We start from the raw sequence: 26,248 nt of genomic DNA, 5'->3' as shown, positions 1-26,248 counted from the left end.
CTGTTTCGCCTTAGACCTTATCGGCGGTTTTGGTGTCGAAATCGCCCGCGTCATGGCGTTCATGCAATTGCCGCGACGGGTCGCCGGTGGTGTTGTTCACCATCAACCCGCGCTGCACCGCCGGACGCGCGGCAATATCGCGCTGCCACCGATGCAGGTTGTCATAGGCCCCCGCATCCAAAAACCGCGCCGCATCGCCGTAAATCTCGCCCGTAATCAGGCGGCCATACCACGGGAAACAGGCAATATCGGCAATCGAATAATCATCCCCCGCCATATACGCATGCCGTCCCAGATGCGTGTTTAACAGGTCCAGTTGCCGTTTGGTCTCCATCGTGAAGCGGTCAATTGCATATTCGATTTTCTCGGGCGCATAATGGTAAAAATGACCAAAGCCCCCGCCGACATACGGCCCCGATCCCATTTGCCAAAACAGCCAGTTGATTGCCTCGGTCGGGTTGGACGACAAAAACGCGTTATATTTCTGCGCCAGATACAGCAGGATCGACCCCGATTCGAACACGCGCTGCGGCGGGTTGACCGAATGATCCATCAGCGCGGGGATTTTGGAATTGGGGTTAATCGCGGTAAATCCGCTGCTGAATTGATCGCTGTCGCCAATTTTAATCAGCCAGGCGTCATATTCGGCACCGTGACCGGCGGCCAGCAATTCCTCTAACATAATCGTGACCTTTTGCCCGTTCGGCGTGGCCAGCGAATAAAGTTGCAGAGGATGCGTCCCGACCGGCACATCGCGGTCATACCGCGCGCCCGCCGTGGGGCGATTCATGCCGCCAAAGGGGCCAGCTTTGTTCGGATCCCAATTCCAAACCGGGGGCGGGGTATAGGTCATGTTCGGTCCTGTCTGTTGCCTGCCGCCAAGATGGGGGCGCAAGCGGGCAACATCAAGCTTGCTTTTGTTCCGCAAATGTTCCATTCTGGAGCTATGTTACCGCCCCGCGATCCCGACCAGCGATTAAAGGCCCGTGGGGCTGACACCCAGCCCGCGGGCCGGTTCGATACCCTGCACCGCATCCGCGAAGATGACGGCTGGACGCCCGACGACCCCACGCTGCTGCGGACCGAGGTCACGACCGAAACCCCGCGCAGCATCATCACGCGCAACACGTCGCCCGATATTGCGTTTGACCGGTCGATCAACCCCTATCGCGGGTGCGAACATGGCTGCATTTACTGCTATGCCCGGCCCAGTCACAGCTATCTGGGGCTGTCGCCGGGGCTGGATTTCGAAACGAAAATCACCGCGAAACCCGACGCCGCGCGGCTGTTGGAACGGGAATTGGCGCGGCCATCCTATCGCGCGGCGCCGATTGCACTGGGGACGAACACCGACCCCTATCAGCCGGTCGAATCACGTCTGGCGATTATGCCGGGCATCCTGCGGGTGCTGCGCGACTGGAATCATCCGGTCACGCTGGTCACGCGCGGGCAAACCGTGCTGCGCGATCTGGACCTGTGGGCGGAACTGGCCGCGCGCGATCTGACCGCCATTGGCATCAGCATCACCACGCTGAACCCAACCCTTGCGCGGGGGATGGAGCCGCGCGCCCCCACCCCCGCCACGCGCCTGCGGATGATCCGCGAATTGGCGCGGGCGGGCGTGCCGGTGCGGGTGATGGTCGCGCCGGTCATTCCGGTGCTGACCGAACCTGAAATTGAATCCATCCTGACGGCGGCGCGCGACGCGGGCGCGACCACGGCCAGCATGATCCCCCTGCGCCTGCCACATGAGGTCGCGCCGCTGTTTCGCGACTGGCTGGACCGGCACCATCCGGGCATGGCCGCGCATATCATGAACCGGGTGCAGGCGATGCGCGGCGGGCGCGACAATGACCCGCGTTTCGGCCACCGGATGCAGGGTCATGGCCCGGAATTTGACCTGACGCGGCAACGGTTCCGGCTGGCGCGCAAGCGGCTGGGCTATCATGACGGGATGCCCGCATTGGATTGCAGCCGGTTTGGTCCGCCGCCCCGCGCGGGCGATCAGATGACGCTGTTCTAAAACGAAAAAAGCCGCGCCAGTGTCCCGGCGCGGCTGAATGGTGATGGGCGGACGATCAGGCGTCGTCGCCTTCGTCGTCGGAACCGGCAGCGCCGATGTCGTCAAACAGTTCAGCGATTTCGAATTCAGCTTCGGCGTCGGCCTCGGCGGCCAGATCCTGAATCGATTTACCCTGTGCTTGCAGTTCGGCCTCTTCGGTCGAACGGGCGATGTTCAGGGTGATGGTTGCTTCGACCTCGGGGTGCAGAACGACGGTGACGTCGTGCATACCCAGTTCTTTGATCGGAGCGCCCAGAACCACCTGTTTGCGGTCCACGGTGAACCCACCTTGGGTTGCCACTTCGGACGCATCGCGCGGCGTGACCGAGCCATACAGCGCGCCGGCGTCGGACGCCGAACGGATGATGACAAAGACCTGACCGTTCAGCGATTCGGCAACCTTTTCCGCCTCGGCTTTGGTTTCCGCGTTGCGGGCCTCAAGCTGAACTTTCTGGTTTTCAAACGCTTTGATGTTGGCGTCGGATGCGCGCAGCGCCTTGCCTTGCGGCAGCAGGAAGTTACGGGCGTAACCTTCCTTGACGTTCACGACTTCGCCCATTTGGCCCAGCTTGGCCACACGTTCCAGCAGGATGACTTGCATGTTCAGGTCTCCTTACTTCACGACATAGGGCAGCAGCGCCAGGAAACGCGCGCGCTTGATGGCACGGGCCAGCTCGCGCTGTTTCTTGGCCGAAACGGCAGTGATGCGCGACGGCACGATTTTGCCGCGTTCGCTGATATAGCGTTGCAGCAGACGGGTGTCTTTGTAATCAATCGCCGGTGCATTTTCACCCGAGAACGGGCAAACTTTGCGGCGGCGGAAAAACGGTTTATTCGCCATATGTCAGATCCTTAACTCAGTTCCGCTCGCGGCGTTCACGACGCTCGCCACGGTCGCCGCGATCCCCGCGGTCACCGCGTTCGCCACGCTCTTCGCGTTTTTGCATCTGGACGGACGGGCCTTCCTGATGTTCGTCAACGCGCACGGTCATGACGCGCATCACGTCGTCATGCAGGCGGGCCAGGCGTTCCATTTCCTGCACGGCAGCCGACGGCGCGTCGGTGCGCAGGAATGCGTAATGCGCCTTGCGGTTTTTGTTGATCTTATAGGCAAGGGTGCGGACACCCCAGTATTCATGTTCAACGACTTTGCCGCCGTTATCGGCCAGCACGGTCGAGAAATGTTCGATCAGCCCTTCGGCCTGCGTGTTCGACAGGTCCTGACGGGCGATCAGCACATGCTCATACAAGGGCATGGCGATCCTTTCCATTTTCGGGCGCATTTCATCGACGGGCGATCCCTGCCGCACCCGTCACGAGAGGCTGCGCCAGTTAAAATCTGGGCGGAGGGATGCAGCCTTATACCGGCAATTGCTGCGATTGCAAGATGATTCGAGAGGTTGCACCGGACGGCGCAAGTGGGGGGCTAGCCCCCCAATCGTGCAAGCACGATTTCCCCCCAGGATATTTTTTGCCAAGATGAAAGGGCGACACTCTTTCATCTTGGTCCAAATATCCCGGGGGTCTGGGGGCTGGCCCCCAGCCGTTTACTTCGCGATGTAGGCGGGTTCCGGCAGCGGCGTGTCGGCCGTGCGCAGCGGCAGTTCCGGCACCACGATTTCCGGGTGTTCGCCGGTCAGCGTGTGCAGAAAGGCGGTGATGTCATCGACCTGTTCAGCGGTCAGTTCGGTGCCGATTTGCGACGATGACATGACCTGAACCGCCTCTTTCAGATCCCAGACGATGCCCGAATGGAAATAGGGGGCGGTCAGCGCGATATTGCGCAGGGGGGCGGCGCGAAACACATATTCATCGCCGGCGGTCTGGGTCACCTCGAACCGGCCTTTGTCGCCGTCGGGCAGGATTTCCGCGCCCGGTTTGGCCACAACGCCGAACGGGAAATAGCCTTCGCCGCCGACATTCACGCCCGCATGGCAAGCCACGCAACCCGTGTCGATAAACGCCGCCAGCCCGCGTTTTTCCTGTTCATTCATGGCGGTGTCATCGCCGTTCAGGAATTGGTCAAAGGCGCTGTTGGGGGTAATCAGGGTCGCTTCGAACGCTTCGACCGCGTGAGCGAAGTTGTCGAAGGTGATCGGGTCGTTATTGCCGGGGAAGGCGGCCTGGAACATATCGACGTAACCCGGCATGGACGCAATGGTTTTCACCAGATGGTCGGGATCGTTCGACATTTCCACGCTGGCCTGCACCGGGCCTTTGGCTTGTTCGGCCAGATCGGCGGCGCGGCCGTCCCAGAATTGCGCGATATTGAACACGGCGTTCAGCATGGTGGGCGCGTTGCGCGGCCCTTTTTGCCAGCCATGGCCCACCGACACCGACAGCCCGTCGCCGCCGCCCAGCCCCATATTGTGGCAGGTATGGCAGGAAATCAGTTGCGACCGCGACATGCGGGGATCAAAAAACAGCGCCTTGCCCAGTTCGACCAGCTCATCGGTCAGCGCGTAGGTGGTGCCGTCCGGTTTGGTGATTTCGGTCAGTTCGTCGGGGATCGGCTGAAACAGCGCCGCGGCGGATTCGCGCAGCGCGGCGGTGTCGGTGTCGGCCATGGCGGGGATGCCCGCCGCGCCTAACACCGCCAAGATGGCCAGAAAAGATGCTTTCATCTCTTGCTCCTGTGGCTGGATGGATCGCACGCTCGGGCGCAGTGTTAACCGCGCTGAACCACCCTGCAACTGATGCAGATCAAAATGCGCATATTAATTCGTGTTGAATTTGGTCTGTATATCAGCCACTTACCAGTGTCAGAACGTCATCCAGATCAGCGCCAGCGTGATCAGCGACACCACGATGGACGCAACCGCGATTTTATCCGTCTGTTTCATCCTGTTAACCATGATCAATCCTTGAGTGGGGGCCGCAGCCGACTTATATTGAAGGAGTGCCAGCCCCGCCACGAACGGGACTGGCCCTTCAGATCACCAATGGTGGATGATGTTGACAAGCAACGCAACCGCCACGATGACCTGAAGGATAAAGGCAAGGGTTTGGATCTTCATTGCCTTTCTCTCCTTCGGCTTTGGGGGCGGACCATCCGCCCCCTTCGCGTCTCTGGGCGTAACACCATCTGGTTAGGATCGGGTTAACGCGGGCGGCTTGACCTGCGGGCGTGGCTGCGGCACATGCCGACCATGTTACCGCTTGACCGTCTGACCCAGATCACCCAGCGTTTCGAGTTTCTCGAGGCGCAGTTAAACGCGGGCGCTGACCCGGCGCAGATCGCGCGGATCAGCCGCGAATATGCCGAATTGCGCCCGGTGGTGGCGGAAATCGCCCGCTGGCGGGACGCGCAGGACGAATTGGATCAGGCGCGTGCGATGCTGGTTGATCCCGAAATGCGCGAACTGGCGCAGGATGAACTGGAACGGCTTCACGCCGAATTGCCGGAATTGGAACAGCGGTTGCGGGTGGCGTTGCTGCCGCGCGACGCGGCGGATGGGCGGCCTGCGATTTTGGAAATCCGCCCCGGCACCGGCGGGGACGAAGCCGCGCTGTTTGCCGGGGATTTGCTGTCGATGTATCGCCGCCACGCCGAATCGCAGGGCTGGGCGTTTCAGATGCTGGACCTGTCCGAGACCGAACTGGGCGGCGTCAAAGAGGCCGTGGCCCGGATCGAAGGCGACGGCGTGTTCGCGCGGCTCAAATACGAATCGGGCGTTCACCGGGTGCAGCGCGTGCCGGAAACCGAATCCGGCGGGCGGATTCACACCAGTGCCGCCACCGTCGCCGTCCTCCCCGAGGCCGAGGATGTGGACATCGACATCCCCGCAACCGACATCCGCATTGATACCATGCGCGCATCGGGGGCGGGGGGGCAGCATGTCAACACCACCGATTCGGCGGTGCGGATCACCCACCTGCCGACCGGAATTGTCGTGACCAGTTCGGAAAAATCGCAGCATCAGAACCGCGCCAATGCCATGGCTGTTCTGCGCGCGCGTTTGTATGACGCGGAACGTCAGCGGGCGGATGCGGAACGGGCGGCGGATCGGAAATCTCAGGTCGGGTCGGGGGATCGCAGCGAACGGATTCGCACCTATAATTTTCCGCAGGGGCGGATGACGGATCACCGGATTAACCTGACGCTCTATGCACTGGATCGGGTGATGGCGGGGGATTTGGGCGAAATCATCGACGCGCTGACCGCCCATGATCAGGCCGCGCGGCTGGCGGCGCAGGAATGAATGTGGCGCAGGCCCGCGCTTGGGCCACCGACCGGCTGACCGAGGCAAAGATTGACGGCGCGGCCCGCGACGCTGACCGCATCATCGCGGGGGTGCTGGGGGTGGAACCGGGGCGCCTGCGCGTGATGGAGCGCGACCTGACCGACGCCGAAATCGCCCTCCTGCATGACGGCATCGTCGCCCGCGCGGCGCGTCAGCCGGTGGCGCAGATCGTGGGATACCGTGATTTCTGGGCGCATCGGTTTCGGGTGACGCGCGACACACTGGACCCTCGGCCCGATACGGAAACGCTGGTCGCCGCTGCCTTGGACCTGCCATGGTGCAGCGTATTGGATATGGGGACGGGGACCGGCGCGATTGTCATTTCGCTGCTGGCCGAACGTCCCGGCGCGCGCGGGATGGCGACCGATATATCGGACGCCGCGCTGATGGTGGCGCAGGACAACGCCGCCCGCATCGGGGTAAGCGTCGATTTTCGCCGCGCCGATTGGTATGACGGCATCGACGGGCGCTTTGATCTGATCGTGTCGAACCCGCCCTATATCGCGCAGGATGACATGGCGGGGCTGGCCCCCGATGTGCGCGACTGGGAACCGCACAGCGCGCTGACCGATGGCGCGGATGGGCTGACCTGTTACCGCATCATCGCTGCCGGTGCGCGGGCGCATCTGACGCCGGGCGGGCATGTTGCGGTCGAAATCGGCTATACCCAAGGCGCGGCGGTCGCGGCGCTGTTTCATGCGGCGGGCGCGGAGACGCGGATCATTCCCGACCTGAACGGGCATGATCGCGTCGTTTTGGCGCGTTTTCCGCGATAAAATGGTTGAAACCGGTGCAAAACCACGATCACGGCGCGATTCCCGCTTGCCAGCCCGTGCTGCGCGTGCTTAGTCACAGATGTGACGGGGGCGTAACGCAACCGCATGGGTCAGCCTGACATGACTTGGTATGGTTCGCGCCTTGGCGTGGCGACCGGGGTAAGGTGGGGCTGAACGGTCTGGCACGATTTTGCCGCCGTTAGCCGTCCGACAATGCGGCCCCTGATTAACGGGCCACACAACCTGACAGACAGATAATGAGATCATCGAAATCCCGTTCGCGTAACAAGTCGAACCGCCAGCGTTCCTTAGGTAATGTCGTCAACCGTGTGTTCGACAGCTCCGGCCCCGAAGGGAAGGTCCGCGGCACTCCGCAACAAATTATTGAAAAATATCTGACCCTTGCGCGGGATGCGCAATTGTCGAATGACCGCGTGGCGGAACAAAGCTTTTTGCAACATGCCGAACATTATACCCGCATGTTGGGCGAGGCGCAGCGCGAAAATGCCGAACGTCAGGCGCAGTTCAACCAGAACCGTCAGAATGACGACGGCCAGACCCGTGATGACGGCGAAGACGCCCAGCCCCGCGCGCAGGATGACCGCCGCGATGATCGGCGTGACGATCGCCGCGACGAACGCCGTCAGGATCGCCGCGACGACCGCCGTGACGACCGCCGCCCGCGCGACGAAGCGGACGCGGCCGAGGCCGCCCCGGCGGGTCAGGATGACACTCTGCCCGACGCGATCGGCGCGGCTGACGATTCCGGTCCCATCGACACGCCCGAGGATCGCCCCGCCCCCAAACGCGCCCGCACCCCGCGCGTGCCGTCCACCCGCACCCGGCGCAAGCCTGTTGATGCGGATGGCGCAGCCGAACCCACCACAAACGGCGAAACGGCCTGACGACCGACGGCGCCCGAGTGGTGGATGCGCGATGTGTGGAACCAATCACGCGCCGCGTCTGACCGGCGCTGTCTGTTCAGCCCTTCAGACGCATCGCATCGTCCGGGATGCCGGGGATCAGGCTGTTTGTGCGTTGAATCTCGATCACATCGCGGCCTTCGACATCATCCGCGGCCTCACGCATGGCCAGCCGGTCAGCCCAAGCCTGAACCTCGCCGCAGGGCAGGTATGACACCGCTCTATCATGTCCCTGTCGCGCGGGGCGTGTGATCACATATGGAACGGGCGCGGCGCTGCTAAAGTCCGCCGGGCGATTGTGTCCTGCCTGACGCGTTGGGTTTTGGATCGCCCTGCTTCGACGCCACAATCAGCCCCAAAACCACGCCCGGGCAACGCCATTACGGCGCGCGGGCCAAGGCGCGCTTAGTGGTGGATATGACAGAAACTGACGGAATTGCGGCCCTGATTTTTGGCGGCATAGAGCTGGCTGTCGGCGCGCATCATCGTCGCATTGTGATCGGCATTTTCCGACAGCATGGTCGCGCCGACGCTGATCGTCAGGCGGATTGGCCGGTCCGGGTCACCAAAAACATGCGCTGCGGATTCGGCCACCAGCCGTCCGGCAATGCTGGTCAATTCGGTGCATTTGGTATCGGCAACCAAAATCGCAAATTCATCGCCGCCCAGACGTGACAGATGATCCCGGCGGCGCAGGCGGGTTTTCAAAAACTCGCCAAATTGTTGCAGCACCCGGTCGCCCGTCGCATGGCCCATCTGGTCGTTGATGTCTTTGAATTTATCAATATCAATCAACAGCAGGCCGTTTTGCCCCCCGTCGTCACAGATCGACGCCAGACATCCCAGAAACGCCCGCCGGTTCAAAAGCCCCGTCAGGTCGTCATGATGCGCCTGATGGGTGATTTCATCACGCTGGCGCATCTGTTCGGTGACGTTGCGGGTGATCCAGATGACCACGCGCCGCCCCTCGACCAGATAGGGCAGAGCGGACACTTTGCCTTCGAAATTTTGCGGACCCTTGGGGCCGATGCTGGGGTCCAGACCGGCCATATCGGCCGAGTCCAGAACATATTCGACCACCAGCGGCGACAGATCGCCCTTGGCGGCGCGCGCCAATGCGGCCTGAATATGGGTCATGACAAAGTCGTGGAATTCAGGCGGTGCCACATCGCGCAGATAATGCCCGCGCAATTTATCCCCGTTCAGATAGATCTGGCCGTCAGCGGCACCCAGACAATCAACATATTTCCCGTCTTCGTTCAGAATAAAGATCGGGTCGGGCAACTGTGCGAAAGCGACCCGGAGCAGGTCAAGCCCTAGTCCATCACTCATTAAGCCCTCACACAAAAACACGCGACTTACTGTGCCGTGAGTGGGCAGGATACTTTGCGCCAGATCAAATTGCAGCAGATAAATTCCGCGCCAAGGCGCAATAATCTGATAATGGCACATCTTCCGCACGATTTGTTGGCGGAATTTGCGCGCTTTGTAATAAGTTTTCAATATCAGGGTGCAGACCGCGCAAACTGGCGCGCAGCATTTTGCGCCGCTGACCGAATGCGGCGGCGGTGATTCGCGACAAAACCGCCGGGTCGGCGGGGTAACGCGGCTCCGGCAGCGCGGTCAGATGCACGACCGCCGAATGAACCTTTGGGGCGGGGACGAACGCCTCGGGGGGCAGGGTCATGACGATGCGCGCATCGGCCCGCCATTGTGCGAGCAGCGCCAGCCGGCCATAGGCTTTGCTGCCCGGTTGCGCCACGATGCGTTCGGCGACCTCTTTCTGGAACATCAGGGTCAGGGATTGCCAAAAGGGCGGCCAGTCGCGCGGCGTCAGCCAGCGGATCAGCAATTCCGTGCCGACATTATAGGGCAGATTCGCGGCAATGCGGATCGGCGGCGTCAGATGCGCCAAGGGGTCGATGGTCAGCGCGTCGCCATTAATCACCGTCAGCCGCCCCGGATAGGCGTCCGCGATTTCCGCCAAGGCGGGCAGGGCGCGGGCGTCCTTTTCGATGGCCAGCACATGACGTGCGCCTTCGGCCAGCAGGCCACGGGTCAGACCGCCGGGGCCGGGGCCGATTTCCAGCACGTCGCAGCCGGTCATATCCCCCGCCTGCCGCGCGATTTTCGCCGTCAGGTTCAGGTCCAGCAGAAAGTTCTGGCCCAGTTGTTTTTTCGCGCGCAAATCATGGCGGGCGATCACGTCGCGCAGGGGCGGCAATTGGTCAATGGCGGTCATAATGGATAGCAGCCGGGGGTTTCACACCCCCGGACCCCCGTGGGATATTTTTGCACAGAAGATATGGGATATTTGGACACAGAAGATCATGCGCGTTGCGCCGCCATATCCCGCGCCAGTGTCAGCGCGGCAATGGTGGATGCGGGATCGGCGCGGCCTTGCCCCGCAATGTCAAAGGCCGTGCCATGATCGGGCGAGGTTCGGATAAAGGGCAGGCCCAGCGTCACGTTGACTCCGCCCGCAAAGTCCAGCGTTTTAATGGGGATCAGGGCCTGGTCGTGATAGGCGCAGATCGCCGCGTCGTATCGGGCGCGGGCGGGGGCGTGGAACATCGTATCGGCGGGCAGCGGGCCGGTCAGGTTCAGTCCTTGGGCGCGCAGGCGGGTGATCAGGGGCGCGATATGGTCGCGTTCCTGGGTTCCCATCGTTCCGCCTTCGCCCGCATGGGGGTTCAGGCCCGCCACGGCGATGCGCGGCGCGGGGATGCCGAAATCGCGGATCAGGGCGGAGTGGGTGATGCGGATCGCGGATTCCAGCGTGTCAGCGGTCAGCGCGCCCGGCACCTGTTCCAGCGGGATATGGATCGTTGCCGGCACCACGCGGCAGGGCGGTTCCACCGTGGTTGAGGCCAGCATCATCACCACATCGACCCCGCCCGCCAGATGCGCCAGATATTCGGTATGCCCCGGAAAGCCAAAGCCCGCGCCCTGTTTCAGCGCCTGTTTGTTGATCGGCAGAGTGGTGATCGCGGATGCGGCACCCTGCATCACCAGATCAACCGCGCGGGCGATCACGTCGATCACGCCCTGCGCATTGGCGGGGTTCGCCTGACCGGGCGTGTTGGGCGCGGCAAAGTCGTGCCGCAGCACCGGCAGATGGCCCTGCGGCACCGGGTCGTTGGGCGTGGTGATTTCGGTATAGGGCGTTCCCGCTGGCAGGTGGCGCGGATCGCCGATCCATGAGAAATCGACGCCCGATTGCAGCGCCAGCGGGGCCAGTTCCGGGCCAATCCCCGCCGGTTCGCCACAGGTCAGCAGAATGCGCCCCGTCATCAGGGCCGCCGGATCACGGCATCGGCGCGCAGTTCCGCCAGCAGCCCATCCGCCGCAGCGGTGATTTTGCGGTTAAAGATCGCCTCGCGCACCTGTTCACGGTTGGGCAGGTCGGTGGAGGGCGTTTCCGCGACCGGGAAATCCGTTCCCTGCGGCGGCAGCGGGGCCAGTGCGGGCGCGCGCGAACACAGCATCACCACGTCAAAGCCGCCACCGGGGGCGGGGATCACGGCGGCTTCGTCCGGGTCCAATGATGCAAGCGCGGTGCCGGTCAGCGTCGGGATCGCGCCCGCGCTGACGGTCTGGCGCGTCACCTGCGGCGCCGCCGTTCCCGCCTGCACATACAGATCGTCGCAATAGCGCGTATTCGCCGCCAGACTGGCCGCTGACCCGGCATCCGCCACCCGCAGCGTCATATAATCAATCAGCTGGTCACGCGCGCCGGGGCGCAGGCGGCCCTGCTGATCGCGCAGGAAAAAGATCACAACCGCGCCGTCCACCGGCAGGGGTTGCGTGCTTTGGCCCGGTTGCAGCGCGGTGAGGATGGGAACCAGCGTCGGCGGCAGGTTGTCCAGTGCCACCCAATCCAGACGCCCCCCTGACGGGGCGCTGGGAACGGCGGAATACTGACGCGCAAAGCTGGCAAAATCCGATTCCGATGTGGTGCGCACGACGATGCTTTCGGCCAGCCGCAGCGCCTGTTGTTCCTGACCCGGCGGTGCGGGGATGATCAGTTCCGACAGCAGCACCCGGTTGATGATCGGCGTTTCGATCACGCGGCGCAGTTCCTGTTCCACCTCGGCATCGGTGACATTGACGCGGGGGGCGACGCGGGCGCGCACGACGCCGCGCCACAGGGTGCCTGCCTCGACAAAGTCACGAAACACCTGCGGTTCGATCCCGGCGCGGCCAAGCGCGGCGGTAAAGCTGGCCGCGTCCATGCCGCCGCGATTGGCGAATTCCTCCATCCCGGCCTCGATCCCGCCGGGGGTCAGTTCCACGCCCATCTGGCGCGCGGCGTGGCGGCGCAGGCGGTCGGCGATCAGCGCGTCTTCGGCGGCGCGCGCGGTCACGCCCTGACCGCCGATCACCTGCATGAACCGCATCCGCTGATCGACCTCATACCGGGTAATCGCCTGATCGTTGATGTAAACGACCGGCTGGAACAGGTTTTGCGCCATGACCGGGGCGGAAAACGCCACCAATGCCGATAAGGCGATACCCGAAAGAAAATGCCGCATCTGCTGCCCCTTAACTGATTTGCCCCAAGATTAGCGCATACAGCGCCGCCGCGCCACCGTTCCCGGACCGGGTTCGGACGCGCCAAAGCCCCCCAGCCGCACCGACAGATCAAAGCTGGTTTCCGGGCGCACACTGTCCGAACTGGTGAACCGGCGCGACACCGCGGATTCGACCGTGATACATTCGTTGCGATAGGCCAGCCCCAATTCAGCGCGTTGCGCGCGGTCGGCCACGGCGTCATAACGGGTGGCGGCGGTTCCCCACCATCCGGGCGCGACCTGCCAGCCCAGATTGGCGGAAAATTCGCTGAAATTGCGGTCGCGGCCTTCGCCGGCATCGCTGCGGATCCACAGATGGCCCGCCGACAGTTCCAGCCCCGGTCGCAGCCAGCCCAGCCGCAATTCGTTGCGCGAAATGTCGAAATGGTCGTCGATCAGGCTGCGGTTCGACACGGCCAGCCCGATGGGGCTGTCGTAATGCGCGGCCAGCAGCCAATCGGACCGCCGCCCGGCCAAGGGCGCGGAATCGGAAAAGCTGTCGGCCACGGCGCTGCGGAACACGCGCCCGCCGGTCAGCGCCAGCGACCAGCCGGTCGGGTCAATCCGCGTCCAGGATGCGCCGATATTGGCGCGGAACCCGGTTTCGCGCGCGTCCCATCCGGGCATCCGGTTGGCGGAAAACAGGTTGCCTTCGTCAAATTCGATCAGGCGGCTGTCTTCGTTCGGGATGTCGGTATCGGACCGGCGCGGAGAATACAGCACTTGGATCACAGGTTCGACCAGATGGGTGGCCCCCTGCGATGACCCGGCCAAGGGCCACCGGAGTTCCGCCCCGATCAGCGGATCAACCCGCCCGACCACGCGGTCATAGCGGCTGTCCTGCGCGATGCGATAGAGGTCGGCGTCCACCCCGGCAATGGCTGCGCCGACGACTCCGCCGGGCAGGATGTCCGACCGCCGCCAGTTCAGCCCCACCGATCCGCGCGCCACATCGCGCCCGATCTGATCGCGCGATGACGGGCGGCGATGCGCGTGAACCGACCATTCCAGCACGGCTTGGCCGCCAATAACGGGCGGGGTGATGCGGCGCATCCAGATGGCGTCGGCGACCTGCGCGGGGGATGTGTCGTTGTCTTCGTCATCGCGCAGCGAATGATAATTGCCGACGCGGCCCCAGAACATCTTATCCCGCCGCACCTGTTCCAGCGTCACCCCGGACCACAGCCGGTCAGCCGTGGTGATCCCGTAATCCAGAAGATAGGCGCGGTCGGACGCCGCCTGAACCTGCACCCCCAGCCGGTAATCGCGCGCCAGATCGAACCGCCCCACGCCAAAGACATAGCCGCGCGTTTTGCCGGGCTTCAGATCGTCGCGGCTGATCGCGGCGTTCCATTCGGTCGCGCCATGGGCAAAGGCGCGGCGGAAACGGGTTTCAACGGTGCGGGTGCCGCCGAACGACAGATAGGGGGTGATCGTCACATCCGCATGATCGCCCATGGTCTGAAACCACGGCAGCTTAACCCCGAACCCCAGCCCCGAGGTCGTGCGGATTTGCGGCCGCAGAAAGCCCGATTTGCGCGTCACGGTCGGGTCGGGTGCGGTCACGGTGGCGGGCCATGCCGCAACCGGCAGCCCGCGCACCCGCAATTGCGGATAGTCAAAGGTCAGCAGCCGCGTTTCCGCGTCATGCGTGATCCGGCGCGCGCGGATTTCCCACAGCGGAGTCGGATCGCTGGCGCAAATCTGGCACGAACTGGCCACGACCTGACGCAATTCGGTGACGCGCCCGCCGTCGGTGCGCTGCATTTCGTTTGCGGCCAGTTGCATTTCGCGGGCGATGACCAGACGCGCGCCGCGCAGGATGCCGTCCTGCATATCGCGGTCCAGTTGCGCGCTGTCGGCAATCAGGATCGTGTCGGTTTCAGGATCAGCGCCGGGGCGGGTCAGGTGGATGGGGCCGTCAATGGTCAGATCGCCGGTGCGCCCATCCACGCGCAGCCGGGACGCGATCAGCCGCGCGCCCTGATGCCAGATCACCACGCCGCCCGCCGCCAGCAGGGTGCGGTCGCCGCGCAATTCAATGTTGTCCGCCAGCACCGTGGCCGCCGTTCCGCCCGGATCGCTGCGCGCCCCGTCGCCAGGGATGGTCACGGAAGCGGTCGGGCTGGCGGTTCTGGGCGTGCTGCGCGTGGGGGTGCCGTCGCCCAACAGATCGCTGCCCAGTCGCGGCGCGGTCGGTGCCAAGGCCGGGCGCCCCGTCGCCCAGTCGGGCATCGGCGCGGTAAAGGGCGCGGCGGTGATGTCCAGCCGCTGCGTCTGTGCGCCCGCAGGGATCGCGGCCCAGCTGAGGGCCACAGCCCCGACAAACCCGATAAAGATGCGCGGCTGTGTCATCCGTCCTCTTTCCGCAAAATCACGCCAAGCGCCATCAGTGCCCCCACCAAGGGCGGCGTCCAGCCCGCCATTTCGGGCGTGATCTGGCCATTCTCACCCAGAACCTGCGCCATATTGCGCAGAAAGAACAGCCCGATCCCCGACCCAAAGGCCAACAAAACCGCCGTCCCCGTGCTGCGTCCGCGGATATGCTGCATGGTAAAGGCCGCGGCAATCAGGATCATCGCGCCCATCAGAAAGGGGCGGGCGATTTCGGTCTGGAACCAGACGCGGTGACGGTCGCCGGAAAAGCCCGCCCGTTCCAGCCCCGCGATAAAGGCCGGCAGTTGCCACACCGGCACCGCGTCGGGGCGGCCAAACCCGTCGCGGATGCGTTGCGCGGTCAGGTCCGATGGCAGGGACAGGCTGGCATGGCGGATCATCCCGGCCTGAGGGTTGGGGCTGTCCAGCGGGTAATCGCGCACATCGTCCAATTCCCATGCGCCGGGGGTGAGGCGGGCCTCGGTCGCCTCGATCCGGCGGATGGGACCGGTCTCGGGGGCAAAGATCAGAAAGCTGGCCTGATACAGCGTCGTGGCGTCCGGGCTGGCGCGCCCGGCGCGGATCACGACCTGCCCGGTGTCCACGCCGTTATCGGTCAGTCCCTGACGCAGCCACACCGCGTTGTCGCCCACGGACACGGTCTGGCCGCCCTGCCGGTTGATCTCGGCCACGGCGCGGTCCAGACGTTGGCCGGTGGTCGCCACCATCGGGTTAATCACCGCAACCGCCAGCCCGCCCAGCAGAACCGCCGTCAGCGCGGGCGCGGTTGCGACCTTTAACGCGGATCGGCCTGACGCGCGGATCGCCACCATTTCCGACGTGCGCGCCAGCCCCAGAAACAGCGCAATCCCCGACAGCACCGTCACCAGCGGCAGGATCGAATAAAAGCTGGACACGACATTTAACGATGCCAGCCGTGCGGCATGGGTCATCGAGATGTCACGATTGGCGTAACGGCGGATCATTTCCACAAATTCGATCAGAAACAGGATCAGCAGAAACACGCCTACCAGCATCAAAAAGCTGCGGACAAAGCGACCGGCGACGTAACGGGCCAGAATCATGATGCCCCCTTTATGCGCAATGGACGCCCCGCCAGCCACAACAGCGCCAGACACAGCGCGCCCCCGATCAGCAGCGGCGCATAGACCACGGGCCACATGGCCGGTTCGCGCGTCACCTGACTGGTCGCGGCATTTGACACGAATTGCACCACCAGCAGGCACAGCACCGCCCAGCCCACCTGACGCCAGACGCCGAACCGCGAAAAGCCCCCGATCATCAGCGTGGCAAAGCCGATCATCGCGGCAATGGGCGCCAAAAACGGCTGCGCGATGCGGTCATGGGCGGCGGCAATCGCGCGGTCTTGGGTCGCGCCCGTGGCCTGCAACAGCGCATCATCGGGCGACAGCAGGCGCAGGGTGCCGTAATCGCGCAGATCGCGCCCGCGTTCGCCGCCGCCCCCCATCATGCGCCCGATGTCATAGCTGAGTTCGGCAAACCGGGTCACCGACAGGCGCTGTTGGCCGTCACCGATGCGCATATTCTGCGTCATCCCATCCAGCAGCAACAGCGACGGGCCGGTGTCCAGACGAACCAGCAACGCCTCGGTCGCGGTATAGGTGACGCGGTTTTGGGCGTCGCGGTCGTCCTGAATGAACAGATCCAGCAGACGGCCATCGGCGGCAATGTCGCGGATAAACAGCGTCACATCGCGGGCCGGGTATTGAAACGCACCGGGGCGCAGGAATTGAGCGGTCACGCTTTCGGCGATTTCGGCGCGGCGTTCGGCCAGCCGGGAATAGGCCATCGGCACCAGCCCATGCACCAGCACCGCGACCATCAGCCCGACCAGCACCCCATACACCGCCACAGGCCGCGCCAGCCGCCAAGGCGACACCCCCGCCGCCTGCATCGCCACCAGTTCCGATTCCCCCGCCAGCCGGTTGGTGGCATAGGCGGCGGCGGCAAAGGCCGCCACTGGCAGCACAATGGCCATGACGATGGGCAGGGTCAGGGCGGTGAACTCTAACACAACCAAGGCTGTTTGCCCGTCATTCAGCAATTCATCGAACAGCCGCACCGCGCGGTTGATCCAATAGACCGACACCAGCACCAAGGCGAAAAAGCCAAACAACGTCAGCATCTGGATCAGAATATATCGGTCAAGCCGTGGCATTTTGGTTTTCGGGCCTTTTCGCGGTCTGGCGTTGTCATAGCGGTATGGGCGGCTCTGGAAAAGGGGCGGGGCTGGGGCTAAGATCACCATGACGTTTATCCGAAGGAACCATCATGACGCAGCCTGTCCCCCTTGCCTTTGCCGAAACCGATGCCAAGGAATTGGCCACCCATACCGGGCGCGTCGCGCTGATCGTGGATCAGGACGGCAAGCCGTGCAACAAACTGCCCCGTCCGGCACAGCAGGCGGCGGAACGGGCCTTGGCATCCGATGCCGGGCGCGCGCTGAAAAACGGCGCGGTGATGGAACTGGCCTTTCCCGCCGGGATGGCTGCGGATGCGCTGATGCTGGTGCGTCTGGACAGCAACGCCACCCAATCGGATGCGCGCAAGGCCGGGGCCGCCATTGGCGCGAAACTGGGCAAGGGGCATAGCCTGATCTGGGCCGGGACGCATAAACGCGCGGGTGATGTGGCACTGGGCGCGATGCTGCGGGCCTATGATTTTTCGATCTATCAGACGCAGCCGGTGGATGGGGACGTGGCCGGCGTCGCCGCGGACATCCCGCAAACCGTGGGCAAAGGCGGCAAAAAAGCCGCATTGGCCAATGCGGATGCCGACACCTCGGCCACGGCGCCCAATGCGCCGATTGGCAAAGACGCGCGCATCACCATGATGGTCAAAGACCCCGCCGCCTTGCGTGACGCGACCGAATCCGCGCAGGCCGTGGCGCAGGGCGTGTTTTTCACCCGCGATCTGGTCAACGAACCGGCCAATGTGCTGACCACGACCAATTTTGCCGACCGGCTGAAGGATATGGAAAGCCTCGGCCTTAAGGTCGAAGTGCTGGACGAGGCCGATCTGGAAAAACTGGGGATGCGCGCGCTGCTGGCCGTGGGGCAGGGCAGCGAAAGCCCGTCCAAGGTTGTGGTCATGCGCTGGAACGGCGGGAAAAAGGGCGACGCCCCGCTGGCCCTGGTCGGCAAAGGCGTGGTGTTCGACACCGGCGGCATCTCCATCAAACCCGCCGCCGGGATGGAGGAGATGACCATGGATATGGGCGGCGCGGGCGTTGTGGCGGGCGTGATGCGCACGCTGGCCCTGCGCAAAGCGCGCGCCAATGTCGTGGGTCTGGTTGGTCTGGTCGAAAACATGCCCGACGGGCGCGCGCAGCGTCCGGGCGACATTGTGCGGTCGATGAAGGGCGACACGATCGAGGTGATCAACACCGACGCCGAAGGGCGTTTGGTTCTGGCCGATGTGCTGTGGTATGCGCAGGACCGGTTCAACCCGTCCGCCGTTATTGATCTGGCGACGCTGACGGGCGCGGTGATCATCGCGCTGGGCCATGACAATGCGGGCATCATGTCAAATGACGACGCCTTGGCCGGTCAGATCATCGCCGCTGCCGGGGCTGAAGGCGAAGGCGCGTGGCGTCTGCCGCTGGGTCCGTCCTATGATTCGCTGATCAAATCGCGTCTGGCCGATATGAAAAACACCGGCGGGCGCGCGGCTGGCACCATCACCGCCGCGCAGTTCCTGCAACGGTTCATCAAGCCGGGGCAGGCTTGGGCGCATATCGACATCGCGGGCGTGGCGCTGCCGCCGTCTGGCACCGATCTGGCACCGAAAGGCGCGTCGGGTTGGGGCGTCATGACGCTGGACCGTCTGATCCGCGACCAGTTCGAAACACAGCCCAAGTGAGCTGTGACCAGACCGCGCGCCCTGCATCGGGCGCGCGTCATTGCAACGCGGCGGGGGCAGCGCATGGGTAATGCGATGTTTTACCATCTGACCCGCTCGCCCGCCGAACGGCTGTTGCCCGCGCTGATTTCACGCGCGCGGGGGCAGGGCTGGCGGATCGAGCTGCGCGGCAGTGATGCGGCGCGGATGCAGGCTTTGGATGCGCAGCTATGGGTGGGGGACGGTTTTGTGCCGCATGGTCTGGCCGGTGGCCCCCATGACGCGCGCCAGCCGGTGTTGCTGACCGTGGCGGGGCAGGCTGCGGGCAATGGCGCGAATTGTCTGATGACGCTGGACGGGGCCGATGTGTCGGCGGATGAAATGCCCGCGTTGCACCGCGCCTGCATCATCTTTGACGGCGGCCATACCCCCGCCGTCAACCGCGCCCGCGACCAATGGCGCGCCCTGACAACGGCGGGCATCGCCGCCGAATACTGGTCCGAAGAATCAGGTCGCTGGGAACGCAAGCGGTAGTGGGGCCACCTGGGCCCGAACCGCCGATATGGGTCAGTCCGTTTGCGCCCTATCCCGTGCCATAGGTGTTCATATGGAACTCGCCTGCCGCAGGGATCAGTTTTCATACGTCCTTGGGTTTTGTTTCGAAATGCAGTGCGCGTTTCTTACATGAAGCCATTCAGATGCAGATCGGTGCAGGATACCCCCGCGCCGCAGGATGTGTTTCACACGCCCCCTATAACGACAGCATGGACCAGATCATCCGATCTGTGCGGCTTTATGAACGCAGCAAAAAGCCGGGCGTTCTGCGAACATGCGTCGGACAACGACAGTGTTCTTGCATGTGATCGCTGTGGCGCAGCTTATTCATTGGATGGCGGTCTGACCCGACCGGCGCATGAGGATGACAAGGCCAAGATTCGCCGCGATCTTCGGCGAAGATACCGCGAAAGAATGGCCTTGCCGCCGTAAACTCAGGGCGCTGATGCCGCAGTCACCTTCCCCGCGCGCATCCGATCAGCCCTTGCCGCCACGCATCAGCACATAGCCGTTGCCCAGTTTCGGGCGGGGGCGCAGGACGCGTTCGACAACGTGGTTGTCGGCCAGCAGTTTTGCGGGCGGTTCCGGGCGCAGGCCCGCGACCGTGCCGCAATTGGGGTGAAAGGCCATGGTTTTCAGCGTGATGTCAGCGGTCAGGCCGGACAGGGCGGCTTTGGCGTCGGGGTCATTGCGGATCAGCAGGCGGTCGGCCTCGATCCGGCAGGGAATGCCGCGCTGCCCCAGCACAAAGGCCAGACGCGCCAGATGGCCGCGCAATTCAATCACCTGTTCGGCCGCCGCGCGCACCACGATGCGGCGGCCGTCGGACAATTCAAACGCATCGCCATCACAAAGCCGCGCCATCTGCGGCAGATCCACCACGAAATCGCCCGTATCACAGGCCAGATGCTGATGCCGGATCAGCCGCGCGTCAAAGTCCAGAAACACCTGCCCGTCAAAGGGCGCAGGCGCGTTGCGGATAATATCCGTTGCGGTAGCAGTCATGGTTTCCCCCCTTGAAAATCGTGTAAGGAACGAGTCCCAAGCAGGCGGCCAAGTTCCGCCGATATCCTTAAGTCTAACCTTTATCAGCCAGCAACCGCGCGCAGCAGGCGGCGGCGCGCGGGGGGGATCGCGCGGATCTCGACCCCGGTGAAAACATGCATCGTACGCAGCGCCGGGTCGACAACGGCATGATCGCTGACCCAGCCGCCCATGGCCAGATAACTGCGCAGCAGCGGCGGCATCGCGGCCATGGCGGCTTTGGGGTCGGGTTTGCGCAAACGCAGCGCGCGGGCAAATCGGAACACGCGCGGCGCCTTGACCCGAGGCCACCAGCGGCGGGGCGCAAGGTGGCGTTCCTTCAGCATCGCAAACGCATCCGCATGGGTTTCGGGGTCAATCCCGGTAAAGCTGGAACAGCCGAACAGCATTTCAATCCCCGCTTCGTCCACATAGCGGGTCATCGCGGCCCAAGCGATGCGGACAATATCGGGGTCGCGTGATTCGGGATGGATGCAGAACCGACCCATTTCGACCATCGGCCCGTCGAATGTTTCCAACCGGGCCAGATTGTAAAACTGCGCCGAATAGCTGCGGGCGATCTCCGACCCGCCCGACAGCGACAGGAACCGGAAACAGCAGACCAGTTGCCCGGTGGTTTCGTCCGAAATCAGGACGTGGTGACATTCGCGGTCCAGTTCGTCCTGATCGACCGCATCGCCATCATCGGCCACGCCATTGCGCCCGATAAAGCACAGCCACCGCAACCGCTGCGCCGCGCGTATATCATCCTGCGTCTGGCCAAGACGCGCGACATAACGGCCCTTACGAAACGGCTGCATCCGGTGGCATCCCTGTTACCTGACCGTCAGAATATCGCAGACATATGACGGCAAAACGACGTTTTCGTGACCTATTTGTTATGGGGTTCCAGACGGTCGCCCAAGGCGTCTTCGATATAGATGCGGCGGATCAGCACCATCAGCACCACCAGCATTGGCGTGGCCAGAACAATGCCGCCAAATCCGAACATGCTGCCGAACCCGATAATCGCAAACACAGTCAGCGCCGGGGGCAGGCTGACGGCATAGCGTTGGATCAGGGGCATCAGCACCTCGCCCTCGAACAGCTGGATGGCCAGGAACATGACGGCGACATACATGGCCAGCTCGAACCCTTGGGTCAGGGCGAACAGCACCGCGATTGCGCCGGAAAAGAACGGGCCGATGATGGGAATGATGTTGGTCATCGCCGCGATGATCCCCAGAACCAAGGCCAGAGGCACCCCCATCAGCCACAGCCCGATCCCGGCCAGAATGCCCACAGCCATCATGTCAAGCGCCTGACCGCCCATCCAGCGGGCCAGATTGTTGCCCAATTCGTCCATGATTTCCGCCCCGCGCCCGCGATGTTTCAGCGGCACCAGATGCAGCAGACCCTGACGGTATTTGGGGGCCTCCATCGCCAGATACAGCGCGGCAATCAGCATCAGGAACAGTTTTGACAGGCTGTTGACGATGTTGTTCACAACCACGCCAAAGGTGCCGAAAATATCGGGCAGGCGCTGAATGACCTGCGATGCACCGGCGCCGAAATCCACGCTGCCGATCTGATCTTCGACCTGAGATTGCAGCATCTCACCGGCGGAGCTGCCCGACAGCCAGTCGTTCAGCCGGTTCCATGATTCGGGCAGGGCGGCCAGCAATTCGCGGAACTGCCCGGCCACGGCGGGACCGGCGAAATGGATCACGCCGTAAATCACCCCAAGCGCGGTCAGCAGCACCAACAGCGCGCCGATTTTTTCGTTCAGACCCAGCCGGTTTTTCAACGCAACCGCGCCCGCGCGCAGGGCAACCGCGATCAGGATCGAGGCAAAGGCCAGCAGGAACACCTCGGACCAGGTCCAGGCGATCAGGACGATGGCCACGATAATCAGGGCTGAAATAATAGTGCCGGTGGATACGGCGCGGCGGGGCGTGTCGGTCATGGGGGGCCTTTGGGGTTGGGGTCACAGATCACAAACCCGTGGGGCGGTCGGCGGTTCCGTGCGGGGCGCGCTTTTGCCCGCGCCCTTGCTGGCAACCGCCAAGCCTGCTAACCGGGCGCGGATTTCACCGCGGGCCTGCCCGCAACCAAAAAGGTAATGTCCCATGGCAACCGAACGCACCCTGTCGATCATCAAACCCGACGCCACCCGCCGCAACCTGACCGGCAAAATCAACGCCAAATTCGAAGATGCGGGCCTGCGCATCGTCGCGCAAAAGCGCATCAAGCTGTCGGCGGAACAGGCGGGCAAATTCTACGAAGTCCACAAAGATCGTCCCTTCTATGGCGAACTGGTGGAATTCATGGCGTCCGAACCCGTCGTCGTGCAGGTTCTGGAAGGTGAAGGCGCAATCGCCAAAAACCGCGAAGTGATGGGCGCCACCAACCCGGCCGACGCCGCAGACGGCACCATCCGCAAAGAATTCGCCCTGTCGGTTGGCGAAAACAGCGTTCACGGTTCCGACGCCGCGGAAACCGCTGCGCAGGAAATCGCGTTCTTTTTCAGCGGTCTGGAACTGGTCGGCTGATCGGTTCGCAGATGGCGATGAAAGGGGCCTGACGGCCCCTTTTTTCATGGCTGTGTTGCGGGCGGGGGGCAGGCGCGCTATCCCTTGGGGCAAGAACCGTTTTTACGCAGGGGGCCATGATGCGGGCATTCGTCTTTCCGGGACAAGGGGCGCAGACCATCGGCATGGGGCGCGATCTGGCAACAGCCTATCCCGCCGCGCGCGATGTTTTCGATGAAGTGGATGACGCACTGGGCGAAAAGCTGTCATCGCTGATCTGGGACGGGGACGCCGATACCCTGACCCTGACCCAAAACGCGCAGCCCGCGCTGATGGCGACATCCGTGGCGGCGTTCCGCGCCATGGAAACCGAAGGCATCAACATTCTGGATGCAAACTTCGTCGCCGGTCATTCGTTGGGCGAATATTCCGCGCTGTGCGTGGCTGGCGCGCTGACGCTGGCCGATACCGCGCGTCTGCTGCGTTTGCGCGGGCAAGCCATGCAAGAGGCGGTTCCTGTGGGCCAAGGTGCTATGGCCGCGATTCTGGGGCTGGATTTTGACACCGTGGACCGTATCGCGCGCGACGTGGCGGGCGATGAGGTGGTTCAGGCCGCCAATGACAACGACCCCGGACAGGTGGTGATTTCGGGCCATAAAGACGCCGTGGAACGCGCCGCCGCCGCGATGAAAGACGCAGGCGCGAAACGCGCGCTGATGCTGCCGGTATCCGCGCCGTTCCATTCGGTTCTGATGCAACCCGCTGCGCGGGTGATGGCGGATGCCTTGGCGGGCGTCGATATTCAGGCCCCTGCCGTGCCTCTGATCGCCAATGTCCGCGCCGAGGCCGTCATTGAACCCGGCGCGATTCGCCGTTTGCTGGTGGAACAGGTCACCGGAACCGTCCGCTGGCGCGAATCGGTCGCCAATATGGCCGCCGCCGGCGTCACCGATTTCTGGGAAATCGGCGCAGGTAAGGCCCTGTCCGGGATGATCAAGCGCATCGCCAAGGACGCGACGGTGCGCAATATCGGCCTGCCCGCCGATGTGGCGGCGCTGAAGGGGTGAGGGTGTTTTTGGGGGAGAGGCCGGGGGCCAGCCCCCGGGCCCCCGGGATATTTGGGCCAAGATGAAAGCTGGCCGGTTTTGAAGTGGATAAGAAAGGATCGCCTATGTTCGATCTGACGGGAAAAACGGCGCTGGTGACGGGCGCTTCGGGTGGGATTGGCGGCGCGATTGCTGTTGCGCTGCATCAGGCGGGCGCGACGGTTGCGCTGCATGGCACGCGCGAGGCGCCCTTGCGCGAATTGGCGGAACAACTGGGCGATCGGGCGCATGTCGTCATCGCGAATCTGTCCGACCCGGATTCGGTGGCGCAGCTGCCCAAAGACGCGGCGGAGGCCATGGGCGGCGTCGATATTCTGGTCAACAATGCCGGAATCACCCGCGATAACCTGTTTATGCGCATGTCCGACGACGAATGGCAGCAGGTTCTGGACGTCAACCTGACCAGCGTGTTCAAGTTGTCGCGCGCGGTTCTGCGCCCGATGATGAAGGCCCGCTGGGGCCGCATCGTCAACATCACCAGCGTGGTCGGCACTACCGGCAACCCGGGTCAGGGCAACTATGCCGCGGCCAAAGCGGGACTGGTTGGCATGTCGAAATCGCTGGCCTATGAGGTTGCCAGCCGGGGAATCACCGTCAACTGCGTGGCCCCCGGTTTCATCGCCACAGCGATGACCGACAAGCTGACCGACGACCAAAAGGGCAAAATCCTGACCCAGATTCCCGCCGGTCAGATGGGCAGCCCCGACGACATCGCCGCCGCCGTCCTGTATCTGTCCAGCCCCGCCGCTGGATATGTCACCGGGGCCACATTGCACGTCAATGGCGGCATGGCGATGGTGTAATTTGGTGTCCCCCACGGCCTTGCGCGCATGAAAACGTGCGAAATCGGTTGCATGGGGGGGCATCAGTGCTATATCCGGCGTCAGCAGCAGGGGAACCGCCCTGCGCCAGTCGGGTTTATGACTTGGCTTTGATTGGGCGGATGCCCGCGAGAATGAGGATATGACATGAGCGATATCGCTGATCGCGTGAAAAAGATCGTGGTTGAGCATCTGGGCGTGGAAGAGGACAAAGTGGTGGAATCCGCTTCGTTCATCGACGATCTGGGCGCAGACAGCCTCGACACCGTGGAACTGGTGATGGCTTTCGAAGAAGAATTCGGGATCGAAATCCCGGATGACGCAGCCGAAACCATCCAAACCGTCGGTGACGCGGTTAACTTTATCAAAGGCGCGGTCTGATCCAGCCTTTGCCAATGACGGCACAAACATACGGCGCCCCCGAAAGGGAGCGCCGTTTTATTTTGCCCTGATGTCGGGCGCGAGGGCGGGCGCGATTACGCGCCCAGACGTGCGTGAACCTCGTCCAGATCAACCGGACCCAGCGGCATTTTGTTATCCGGGTTGTCGAAATCGTAACGGAACAGTTCGAAATCGTCGCGATAGATTTCCCAGATCAGGTGCCGCGACAGATCGTCAAAATAGTCGCTGACCTTATGCGCGCGCTTGGGGCCGTGGCCTTCGGATTCGTTGAAGCGCGGCACGGTGGTCAGATCGACCTCGACCGGGGTTTCGGTGGCGTTCAGCACCTGCTGCATCCCGTCATTCAGCGATTCGGTCGCGAAAATCTGGTCATAGGTGCCGCCATTCACGATAAAGGTCGCGATATGGCCCGACATGGCCGACCAGTGAATGTCCGGGTCCATCGGCTTGCGAAACCGGATGGTGTCGCGCGCGAACAGCAAAAACCGGCGAAAGCTGGCGATCTGGTCAAATTCAAACCCGTTTTCCGCGCTGCCCACGTCGATGCCGTATTCCTGAATCAGCTGCGGCACCAGATTGTGCCGATACCGGCGGCCATTGCGCTGAATCCCGGCGATCTTGTCGAAAAACGACGACAGGATGCGGGTATAGGGGTTGCGCACGCAGGTAAAGGCCAAGGCCTCGTGTCCCTGAACGGCGCGGGCGATGGGGTCGTGGCTGCGATCCTGCGCCCATTTGTGGATGCCATCCTGTGCGTCATGGATGTCACCATCAAAGAAACGGCCATGATCCGAATAGAACATGATCTGGCCGATGGTCGAACAGGCGCATTTGGGAACAACACGATACATCATGCTGTTGCTTTCAGTCATCCAAACGCCGGGAAAGCCCATTTTCAAAACCTTACTTGGGAAATCGTCTGCTGCGGATAGTGTAAAACATTTCTTTAAGTCAACGCAAAATCATGTCAACA

General features: G+C 63.2%; 27 protein-coding genes. 10 read left to right on the top strand and 17 right to left on the bottom strand.

The window, feature by feature from the left end; genetic code table 11:
* Nucleotides 1-10: 10 nt before the first annotated feature.
* Nucleotides 11-853, bottom strand: coding sequence for a glutathione-dependent disulfide-bond oxidoreductase (gene yghU, locus Q4G20_RS12100; protein WP_303343714.1), 843 nt, complete (start codon nucleotides 851-853; stop codon nucleotides 11-13).
* A 93-nt stretch (nucleotides 854-946) separates the two neighbouring features.
* Between yghU and Q4G20_RS12095 the strand changes: the two genes are divergently transcribed.
* Complete coding sequence (locus Q4G20_RS12095; protein ID WP_303343713.1) at nucleotides 947-2,023, top strand: PA0069 family radical SAM protein; 1,077 nt, start codon at nucleotides 947-949, stop codon at nucleotides 2,021-2,023.
* A gap of 55 nt (nucleotides 2,024-2,078) precedes the next feature.
* Here the strand turns inward: Q4G20_RS12095 and rplI are convergent, their stop codons facing one another.
* From rplI to Q4G20_RS12075, 4 genes are all read right to left on the bottom strand, one after another.
* Complete coding sequence (gene rplI / locus Q4G20_RS12090; protein ID WP_303343712.1) at nucleotides 2,079-2,663, bottom strand: 50S ribosomal protein L9; 585 nt, start codon at nucleotides 2,661-2,663, stop codon at nucleotides 2,079-2,081.
* Between the two features lie 12 nt (nucleotides 2,664-2,675).
* Nucleotides 2,676-2,903 (bottom strand): 30S ribosomal protein S18, encoded by a 228-nt coding sequence (gene rpsR / locus Q4G20_RS12085; RefSeq protein ID WP_103173059.1) that lies wholly within the window; start codon nucleotides 2,901-2,903, stop codon nucleotides 2,676-2,678.
* A 16-nt stretch (nucleotides 2,904-2,919) separates the two neighbouring features.
* Entirely contained in the window at nucleotides 2,920-3,318 is a 399-nt protein-coding gene (rpsF, locus tag Q4G20_RS12080; RefSeq protein WP_303343711.1) for a 30S ribosomal protein S6, read from the bottom strand.
* A 291-nt stretch (nucleotides 3,319-3,609) separates the two neighbouring features.
* Nucleotides 3,610-4,686 (bottom strand): cytochrome-c peroxidase, encoded by a 1,077-nt coding sequence (locus Q4G20_RS12075; protein ID WP_303343710.1) that lies wholly within the window; start codon nucleotides 4,684-4,686, stop codon nucleotides 3,610-3,612.
* Nucleotides 4,687-5,211: 525 nt separating this feature from the next.
* Here Q4G20_RS12075 and prfA point away from each other — a divergent pair.
* The 3 genes from prfA to Q4G20_RS12060 all read left to right on the top strand — a co-directional run bounded on the left by prfA (nucleotide 5,212) and on the right by Q4G20_RS12060 (nucleotide 7,987).
* Nucleotides 5,212-6,264 carry a peptide chain release factor 1 gene (gene prfA / locus Q4G20_RS12070; protein WP_303343709.1) on the top strand — a complete coding sequence of 351 codons (1,053 nt, stop codon included), beginning with the start codon at nucleotides 5,212-5,214 and terminating at the stop codon, nucleotides 6,262-6,264.
* Nucleotides 6,261-7,082, top strand: coding sequence for a peptide chain release factor N(5)-glutamine methyltransferase (gene prmC / locus Q4G20_RS12065; RefSeq protein ID WP_303343708.1), 822 nt, complete (start codon nucleotides 6,261-6,263; stop codon nucleotides 7,080-7,082). The genes prfA and prmC overlap by 4 nt, the downstream gene beginning before the upstream one ends.
* A gap of 257 nt (nucleotides 7,083-7,339) precedes the next feature.
* Complete coding sequence (locus Q4G20_RS12060) at nucleotides 7,340-7,987, top strand: DUF4167 domain-containing protein (protein WP_303343707.1); 648 nt, start codon at nucleotides 7,340-7,342, stop codon at nucleotides 7,985-7,987.
* 76 nt (nucleotides 7,988-8,063) lie between these two features.
* Here the strand turns inward: Q4G20_RS12060 and Q4G20_RS12055 are convergent, their stop codons facing one another.
* From Q4G20_RS12055 to lptF, 8 genes are all read right to left on the bottom strand, one after another.
* On the bottom strand, nucleotides 8,064-8,222 hold the full coding sequence (locus Q4G20_RS12055) for a hypothetical protein (RefSeq protein ID WP_303343706.1): 159 nt from the start codon (nucleotides 8,220-8,222) through the stop codon (nucleotides 8,064-8,066).
* 188 nt (nucleotides 8,223-8,410) lie between these two features.
* Nucleotides 8,411-9,337, bottom strand: a complete 927-nt coding sequence (locus Q4G20_RS12050) for a sensor domain-containing diguanylate cyclase (RefSeq protein ID WP_303343705.1) — start codon at nucleotides 9,335-9,337, stop codon at nucleotides 8,411-8,413.
* Nucleotides 9,338-9,401: 64 nt separating this feature from the next.
* Entirely contained in the window at nucleotides 9,402-10,247 is an 846-nt protein-coding gene (gene rsmA, locus Q4G20_RS12045; protein ID WP_303343704.1) for a 16S rRNA (adenine(1518)-N(6)/adenine(1519)-N(6))-dimethyltransferase RsmA, read from the bottom strand.
* An 86-nt stretch (nucleotides 10,248-10,333) separates the two neighbouring features.
* Nucleotides 10,334-11,299 (bottom strand): 4-hydroxythreonine-4-phosphate dehydrogenase PdxA, encoded by a 966-nt coding sequence (gene pdxA / locus Q4G20_RS12040; protein WP_303343703.1) that lies wholly within the window; start codon nucleotides 11,297-11,299, stop codon nucleotides 10,334-10,336.
* Nucleotides 11,299-12,540 carry a peptidylprolyl isomerase gene (locus Q4G20_RS12035; protein WP_303343702.1) on the bottom strand — a complete coding sequence of 414 codons (1,242 nt, stop codon included), beginning with the start codon at nucleotides 12,538-12,540 and terminating at the stop codon, nucleotides 11,299-11,301. The genes pdxA and Q4G20_RS12035 overlap by 1 nt, the downstream gene beginning before the upstream one ends.
* Nucleotides 12,541-12,570: 30 nt before the next feature.
* Entirely contained in the window at nucleotides 12,571-14,934 is a 2,364-nt protein-coding gene (locus Q4G20_RS12030; protein WP_303343701.1) for an LPS-assembly protein LptD, read from the bottom strand.
* Complete coding sequence (gene lptG / locus Q4G20_RS12025) at nucleotides 14,931-16,040, bottom strand: LPS export ABC transporter permease LptG (RefSeq protein WP_303343700.1); 1,110 nt, start codon at nucleotides 16,038-16,040, stop codon at nucleotides 14,931-14,933. Before lptG ends, Q4G20_RS12030 begins: the two co-directional genes overlap by 4 nt.
* On the bottom strand, nucleotides 16,037-17,155 hold the full coding sequence (lptF, locus tag Q4G20_RS12020) for an LPS export ABC transporter permease LptF (RefSeq protein WP_303343699.1): 1,119 nt from the start codon (nucleotides 17,153-17,155) through the stop codon (nucleotides 16,037-16,039). Before lptF ends, lptG begins: the two co-directional genes overlap by 4 nt.
* Nucleotides 17,156-17,268: 113 nt before the next feature.
* Here lptF and Q4G20_RS12015 point away from each other — a divergent pair, with 113 nt between their 5' ends.
* Together Q4G20_RS12015 and Q4G20_RS12010 are read left to right on the top strand one after the other, a co-directional pair.
* Nucleotides 17,269-18,858, top strand: a complete 1,590-nt coding sequence (locus Q4G20_RS12015; RefSeq protein ID WP_303343698.1) for a leucyl aminopeptidase — start codon at nucleotides 17,269-17,271, stop codon at nucleotides 18,856-18,858.
* 63 nt (nucleotides 18,859-18,921) lie between these two features.
* Nucleotides 18,922-19,371, top strand: coding sequence for a DNA polymerase III subunit chi (locus Q4G20_RS12010; protein ID WP_303343697.1), 450 nt, complete (start codon nucleotides 18,922-18,924; stop codon nucleotides 19,369-19,371).
* A 498-nt stretch (nucleotides 19,372-19,869) separates the two neighbouring features.
* On the opposite strand, the gene Q4G20_RS12005 is transcribed toward Q4G20_RS12010, so the two are convergent.
* The 3 genes from Q4G20_RS12005 to Q4G20_RS11995 form a co-directional block, all read right to left on the bottom strand.
* Complete coding sequence (locus Q4G20_RS12005) at nucleotides 19,870-20,397, bottom strand: urease accessory protein UreE (RefSeq protein WP_303343696.1); 528 nt, start codon at nucleotides 20,395-20,397, stop codon at nucleotides 19,870-19,872.
* A gap of 83 nt (nucleotides 20,398-20,480) precedes the next feature.
* Nucleotides 20,481-21,236 (bottom strand): GNAT family N-acetyltransferase, encoded by a 756-nt coding sequence (locus tag Q4G20_RS12000; protein WP_303343695.1) that lies wholly within the window; start codon nucleotides 21,234-21,236, stop codon nucleotides 20,481-20,483.
* Nucleotides 21,237-21,307: 71 nt separating this feature from the next.
* The gene (locus tag Q4G20_RS11995; protein WP_303343694.1) at nucleotides 21,308-22,381 is read right to left on the bottom strand and encodes an AI-2E family transporter; all 1,074 of its coding nucleotides are present in this window, start codon (nucleotides 22,379-22,381) and stop codon (nucleotides 21,308-21,310) included.
* A gap of 163 nt (nucleotides 22,382-22,544) precedes the next feature.
* Between Q4G20_RS11995 and ndk the strand changes: the two genes are divergently transcribed.
* The 4 genes from ndk (at nucleotide 22,545) to Q4G20_RS11975 (ending at nucleotide 25,254) form a co-directional block, all read left to right on the top strand.
* Nucleotides 22,545-22,967 carry a nucleoside-diphosphate kinase gene (ndk, locus tag Q4G20_RS11990; RefSeq protein ID WP_303343693.1) on the top strand — a complete coding sequence of 141 codons (423 nt, stop codon included), beginning with the start codon at nucleotides 22,545-22,547 and terminating at the stop codon, nucleotides 22,965-22,967.
* A gap of 116 nt (nucleotides 22,968-23,083) precedes the next feature.
* A complete protein-coding gene (gene fabD / locus Q4G20_RS11985) occupies nucleotides 23,084-24,013 on the top strand; it encodes an ACP S-malonyltransferase (RefSeq protein WP_303343692.1) in 930 nt (309 codons plus the stop codon).
* A 104-nt stretch (nucleotides 24,014-24,117) separates the two neighbouring features.
* A complete protein-coding gene (gene fabG / locus Q4G20_RS11980; RefSeq protein ID WP_303343691.1) occupies nucleotides 24,118-24,855 on the top strand; it encodes a 3-oxoacyl-ACP reductase FabG in 738 nt (245 codons plus the stop codon).
* Nucleotides 24,856-25,020: 165 nt separating this feature from the next.
* Nucleotides 25,021-25,254, top strand: a complete 234-nt coding sequence (locus tag Q4G20_RS11975; protein ID WP_292951885.1) for an acyl carrier protein — start codon at nucleotides 25,021-25,023, stop codon at nucleotides 25,252-25,254.
* Nucleotides 25,255-25,349: 95 nt separating this feature from the next.
* Here the strand turns inward: Q4G20_RS11975 and Q4G20_RS11970 are convergent, their stop codons facing one another.
* Nucleotides 25,350-26,168: a sulfotransferase family protein gene (locus Q4G20_RS11970; protein ID WP_303343690.1), complete on the bottom strand. Its 819-nt coding sequence runs from the start codon at nucleotides 26,166-26,168 to the stop codon at nucleotides 25,350-25,352.
* Nucleotides 26,169-26,248: the final 80 nt, after the last annotated feature.

The sequence above is a fragment of the Paracoccus sp. (in: a-proteobacteria) genome, from assembly GCF_030538495.1.
Taxonomy (GTDB): Bacteria; Pseudomonadota; Alphaproteobacteria; order Rhodobacterales; family Rhodobacteraceae; genus Paracoccus.
The sequence above is the reverse complement of the archived record's forward strand: the minus strand, read 5'-3'. Positions and strand labels throughout refer to the sequence as shown.

What these genes read in the sequence shown, in the direction of transcription:
- yghU (WP_303343714.1), bottom strand. Translation starts at nt 853, where the DNA reads ATGACCTATACCCCGCCCCCGGTTTGGAATTGGGATCCGAACAAAGCT.
- Q4G20_RS12095 (WP_303343713.1), top strand. Translation starts at nt 947, where the DNA reads ATGTTACCGCCCCGCGATCCCGACCAGCGATTAAAGGCCCGTGGGGCT.
- rplI (WP_303343712.1), bottom strand. Translation starts at nt 2,663, where the DNA reads ATGCAAGTCATCCTGCTGGAACGTGTGGCCAAGCTGGGCCAAATGGGC.
- rpsR (WP_103173059.1), bottom strand. Translation starts at nt 2,903, where the DNA reads ATGGCGAATAAACCGTTTTTCCGCCGCCGCAAAGTTTGCCCGTTCTCG.
- rpsF (WP_303343711.1), bottom strand. Translation starts at nt 3,318, where the DNA reads ATGCCCTTGTATGAGCATGTGCTGATCGCCCGTCAGGACCTGTCGAAC.
- Q4G20_RS12075 (WP_303343710.1), bottom strand. Translation starts at nt 4,686, where the DNA reads ATGAAAGCATCTTTTCTGGCCATCTTGGCGGTGTTAGGCGCGGCGGGC.
- prfA (WP_303343709.1), top strand. Translation starts at nt 5,212, where the DNA reads ATGTTACCGCTTGACCGTCTGACCCAGATCACCCAGCGTTTCGAGTTT.
- prmC (WP_303343708.1), top strand. Translation starts at nt 6,261, where the DNA reads ATGAATGTGGCGCAGGCCCGCGCTTGGGCCACCGACCGGCTGACCGAG.
- Q4G20_RS12060 (WP_303343707.1), top strand. Translation starts at nt 7,340, where the DNA reads ATGAGATCATCGAAATCCCGTTCGCGTAACAAGTCGAACCGCCAGCGT.
- Q4G20_RS12050 (WP_303343705.1), bottom strand. Translation starts at nt 9,337, where the DNA reads ATGAGTGATGGACTAGGGCTTGACCTGCTCCGGGTCGCTTTCGCACAG.
- rsmA (WP_303343704.1), bottom strand. Translation starts at nt 10,247, where the DNA reads ATGACCGCCATTGACCAATTGCCGCCCCTGCGCGACGTGATCGCCCGC.
- pdxA (WP_303343703.1), bottom strand. Translation starts at nt 11,299, where the DNA reads ATGACGGGGCGCATTCTGCTGACCTGTGGCGAACCGGCGGGGATTGGC.
- Q4G20_RS12035 (WP_303343702.1), bottom strand. Translation starts at nt 12,540, where the DNA reads ATGCGGCATTTTCTTTCGGGTATCGCCTTATCGGCATTGGTGGCGTTT.
- Q4G20_RS12030 (WP_303343701.1), bottom strand. Translation starts at nt 14,934, where the DNA reads ATGACACAGCCGCGCATCTTTATCGGGTTTGTCGGGGCTGTGGCCCTC.
- lptG (WP_303343700.1), bottom strand. Translation starts at nt 16,040, where the DNA reads ATGATTCTGGCCCGTTACGTCGCCGGTCGCTTTGTCCGCAGCTTTTTG.
- lptF (WP_303343699.1), bottom strand. Translation starts at nt 17,155, where the DNA reads ATGCCACGGCTTGACCGATATATTCTGATCCAGATGCTGACGTTGTTT.
- Q4G20_RS12015 (WP_303343698.1), top strand. Translation starts at nt 17,269, where the DNA reads ATGACGCAGCCTGTCCCCCTTGCCTTTGCCGAAACCGATGCCAAGGAA.
- Q4G20_RS12010 (WP_303343697.1), top strand. Translation starts at nt 18,922, where the DNA reads ATGGGTAATGCGATGTTTTACCATCTGACCCGCTCGCCCGCCGAACGG.
- Q4G20_RS12005 (WP_303343696.1), bottom strand. Translation starts at nt 20,397, where the DNA reads ATGACTGCTACCGCAACGGATATTATCCGCAACGCGCCTGCGCCCTTT.
- Q4G20_RS12000 (WP_303343695.1), bottom strand. Translation starts at nt 21,236, where the DNA reads ATGCAGCCGTTTCGTAAGGGCCGTTATGTCGCGCGTCTTGGCCAGACG.
- Q4G20_RS11995 (WP_303343694.1), bottom strand. Translation starts at nt 22,381, where the DNA reads ATGACCGACACGCCCCGCCGCGCCGTATCCACCGGCACTATTATTTCA.
- ndk (WP_303343693.1), top strand. Translation starts at nt 22,545, where the DNA reads ATGGCAACCGAACGCACCCTGTCGATCATCAAACCCGACGCCACCCGC.
- fabD (WP_303343692.1), top strand. Translation starts at nt 23,084, where the DNA reads ATGATGCGGGCATTCGTCTTTCCGGGACAAGGGGCGCAGACCATCGGC.
- fabG (WP_303343691.1), top strand. Translation starts at nt 24,118, where the DNA reads ATGTTCGATCTGACGGGAAAAACGGCGCTGGTGACGGGCGCTTCGGGT.
- Q4G20_RS11975 (WP_292951885.1), top strand. Translation starts at nt 25,021, where the DNA reads ATGAGCGATATCGCTGATCGCGTGAAAAAGATCGTGGTTGAGCATCTG.
- Q4G20_RS11970 (WP_303343690.1), bottom strand. Translation starts at nt 26,168, where the DNA reads ATGGGCTTTCCCGGCGTTTGGATGACTGAAAGCAACAGCATGATGTAT.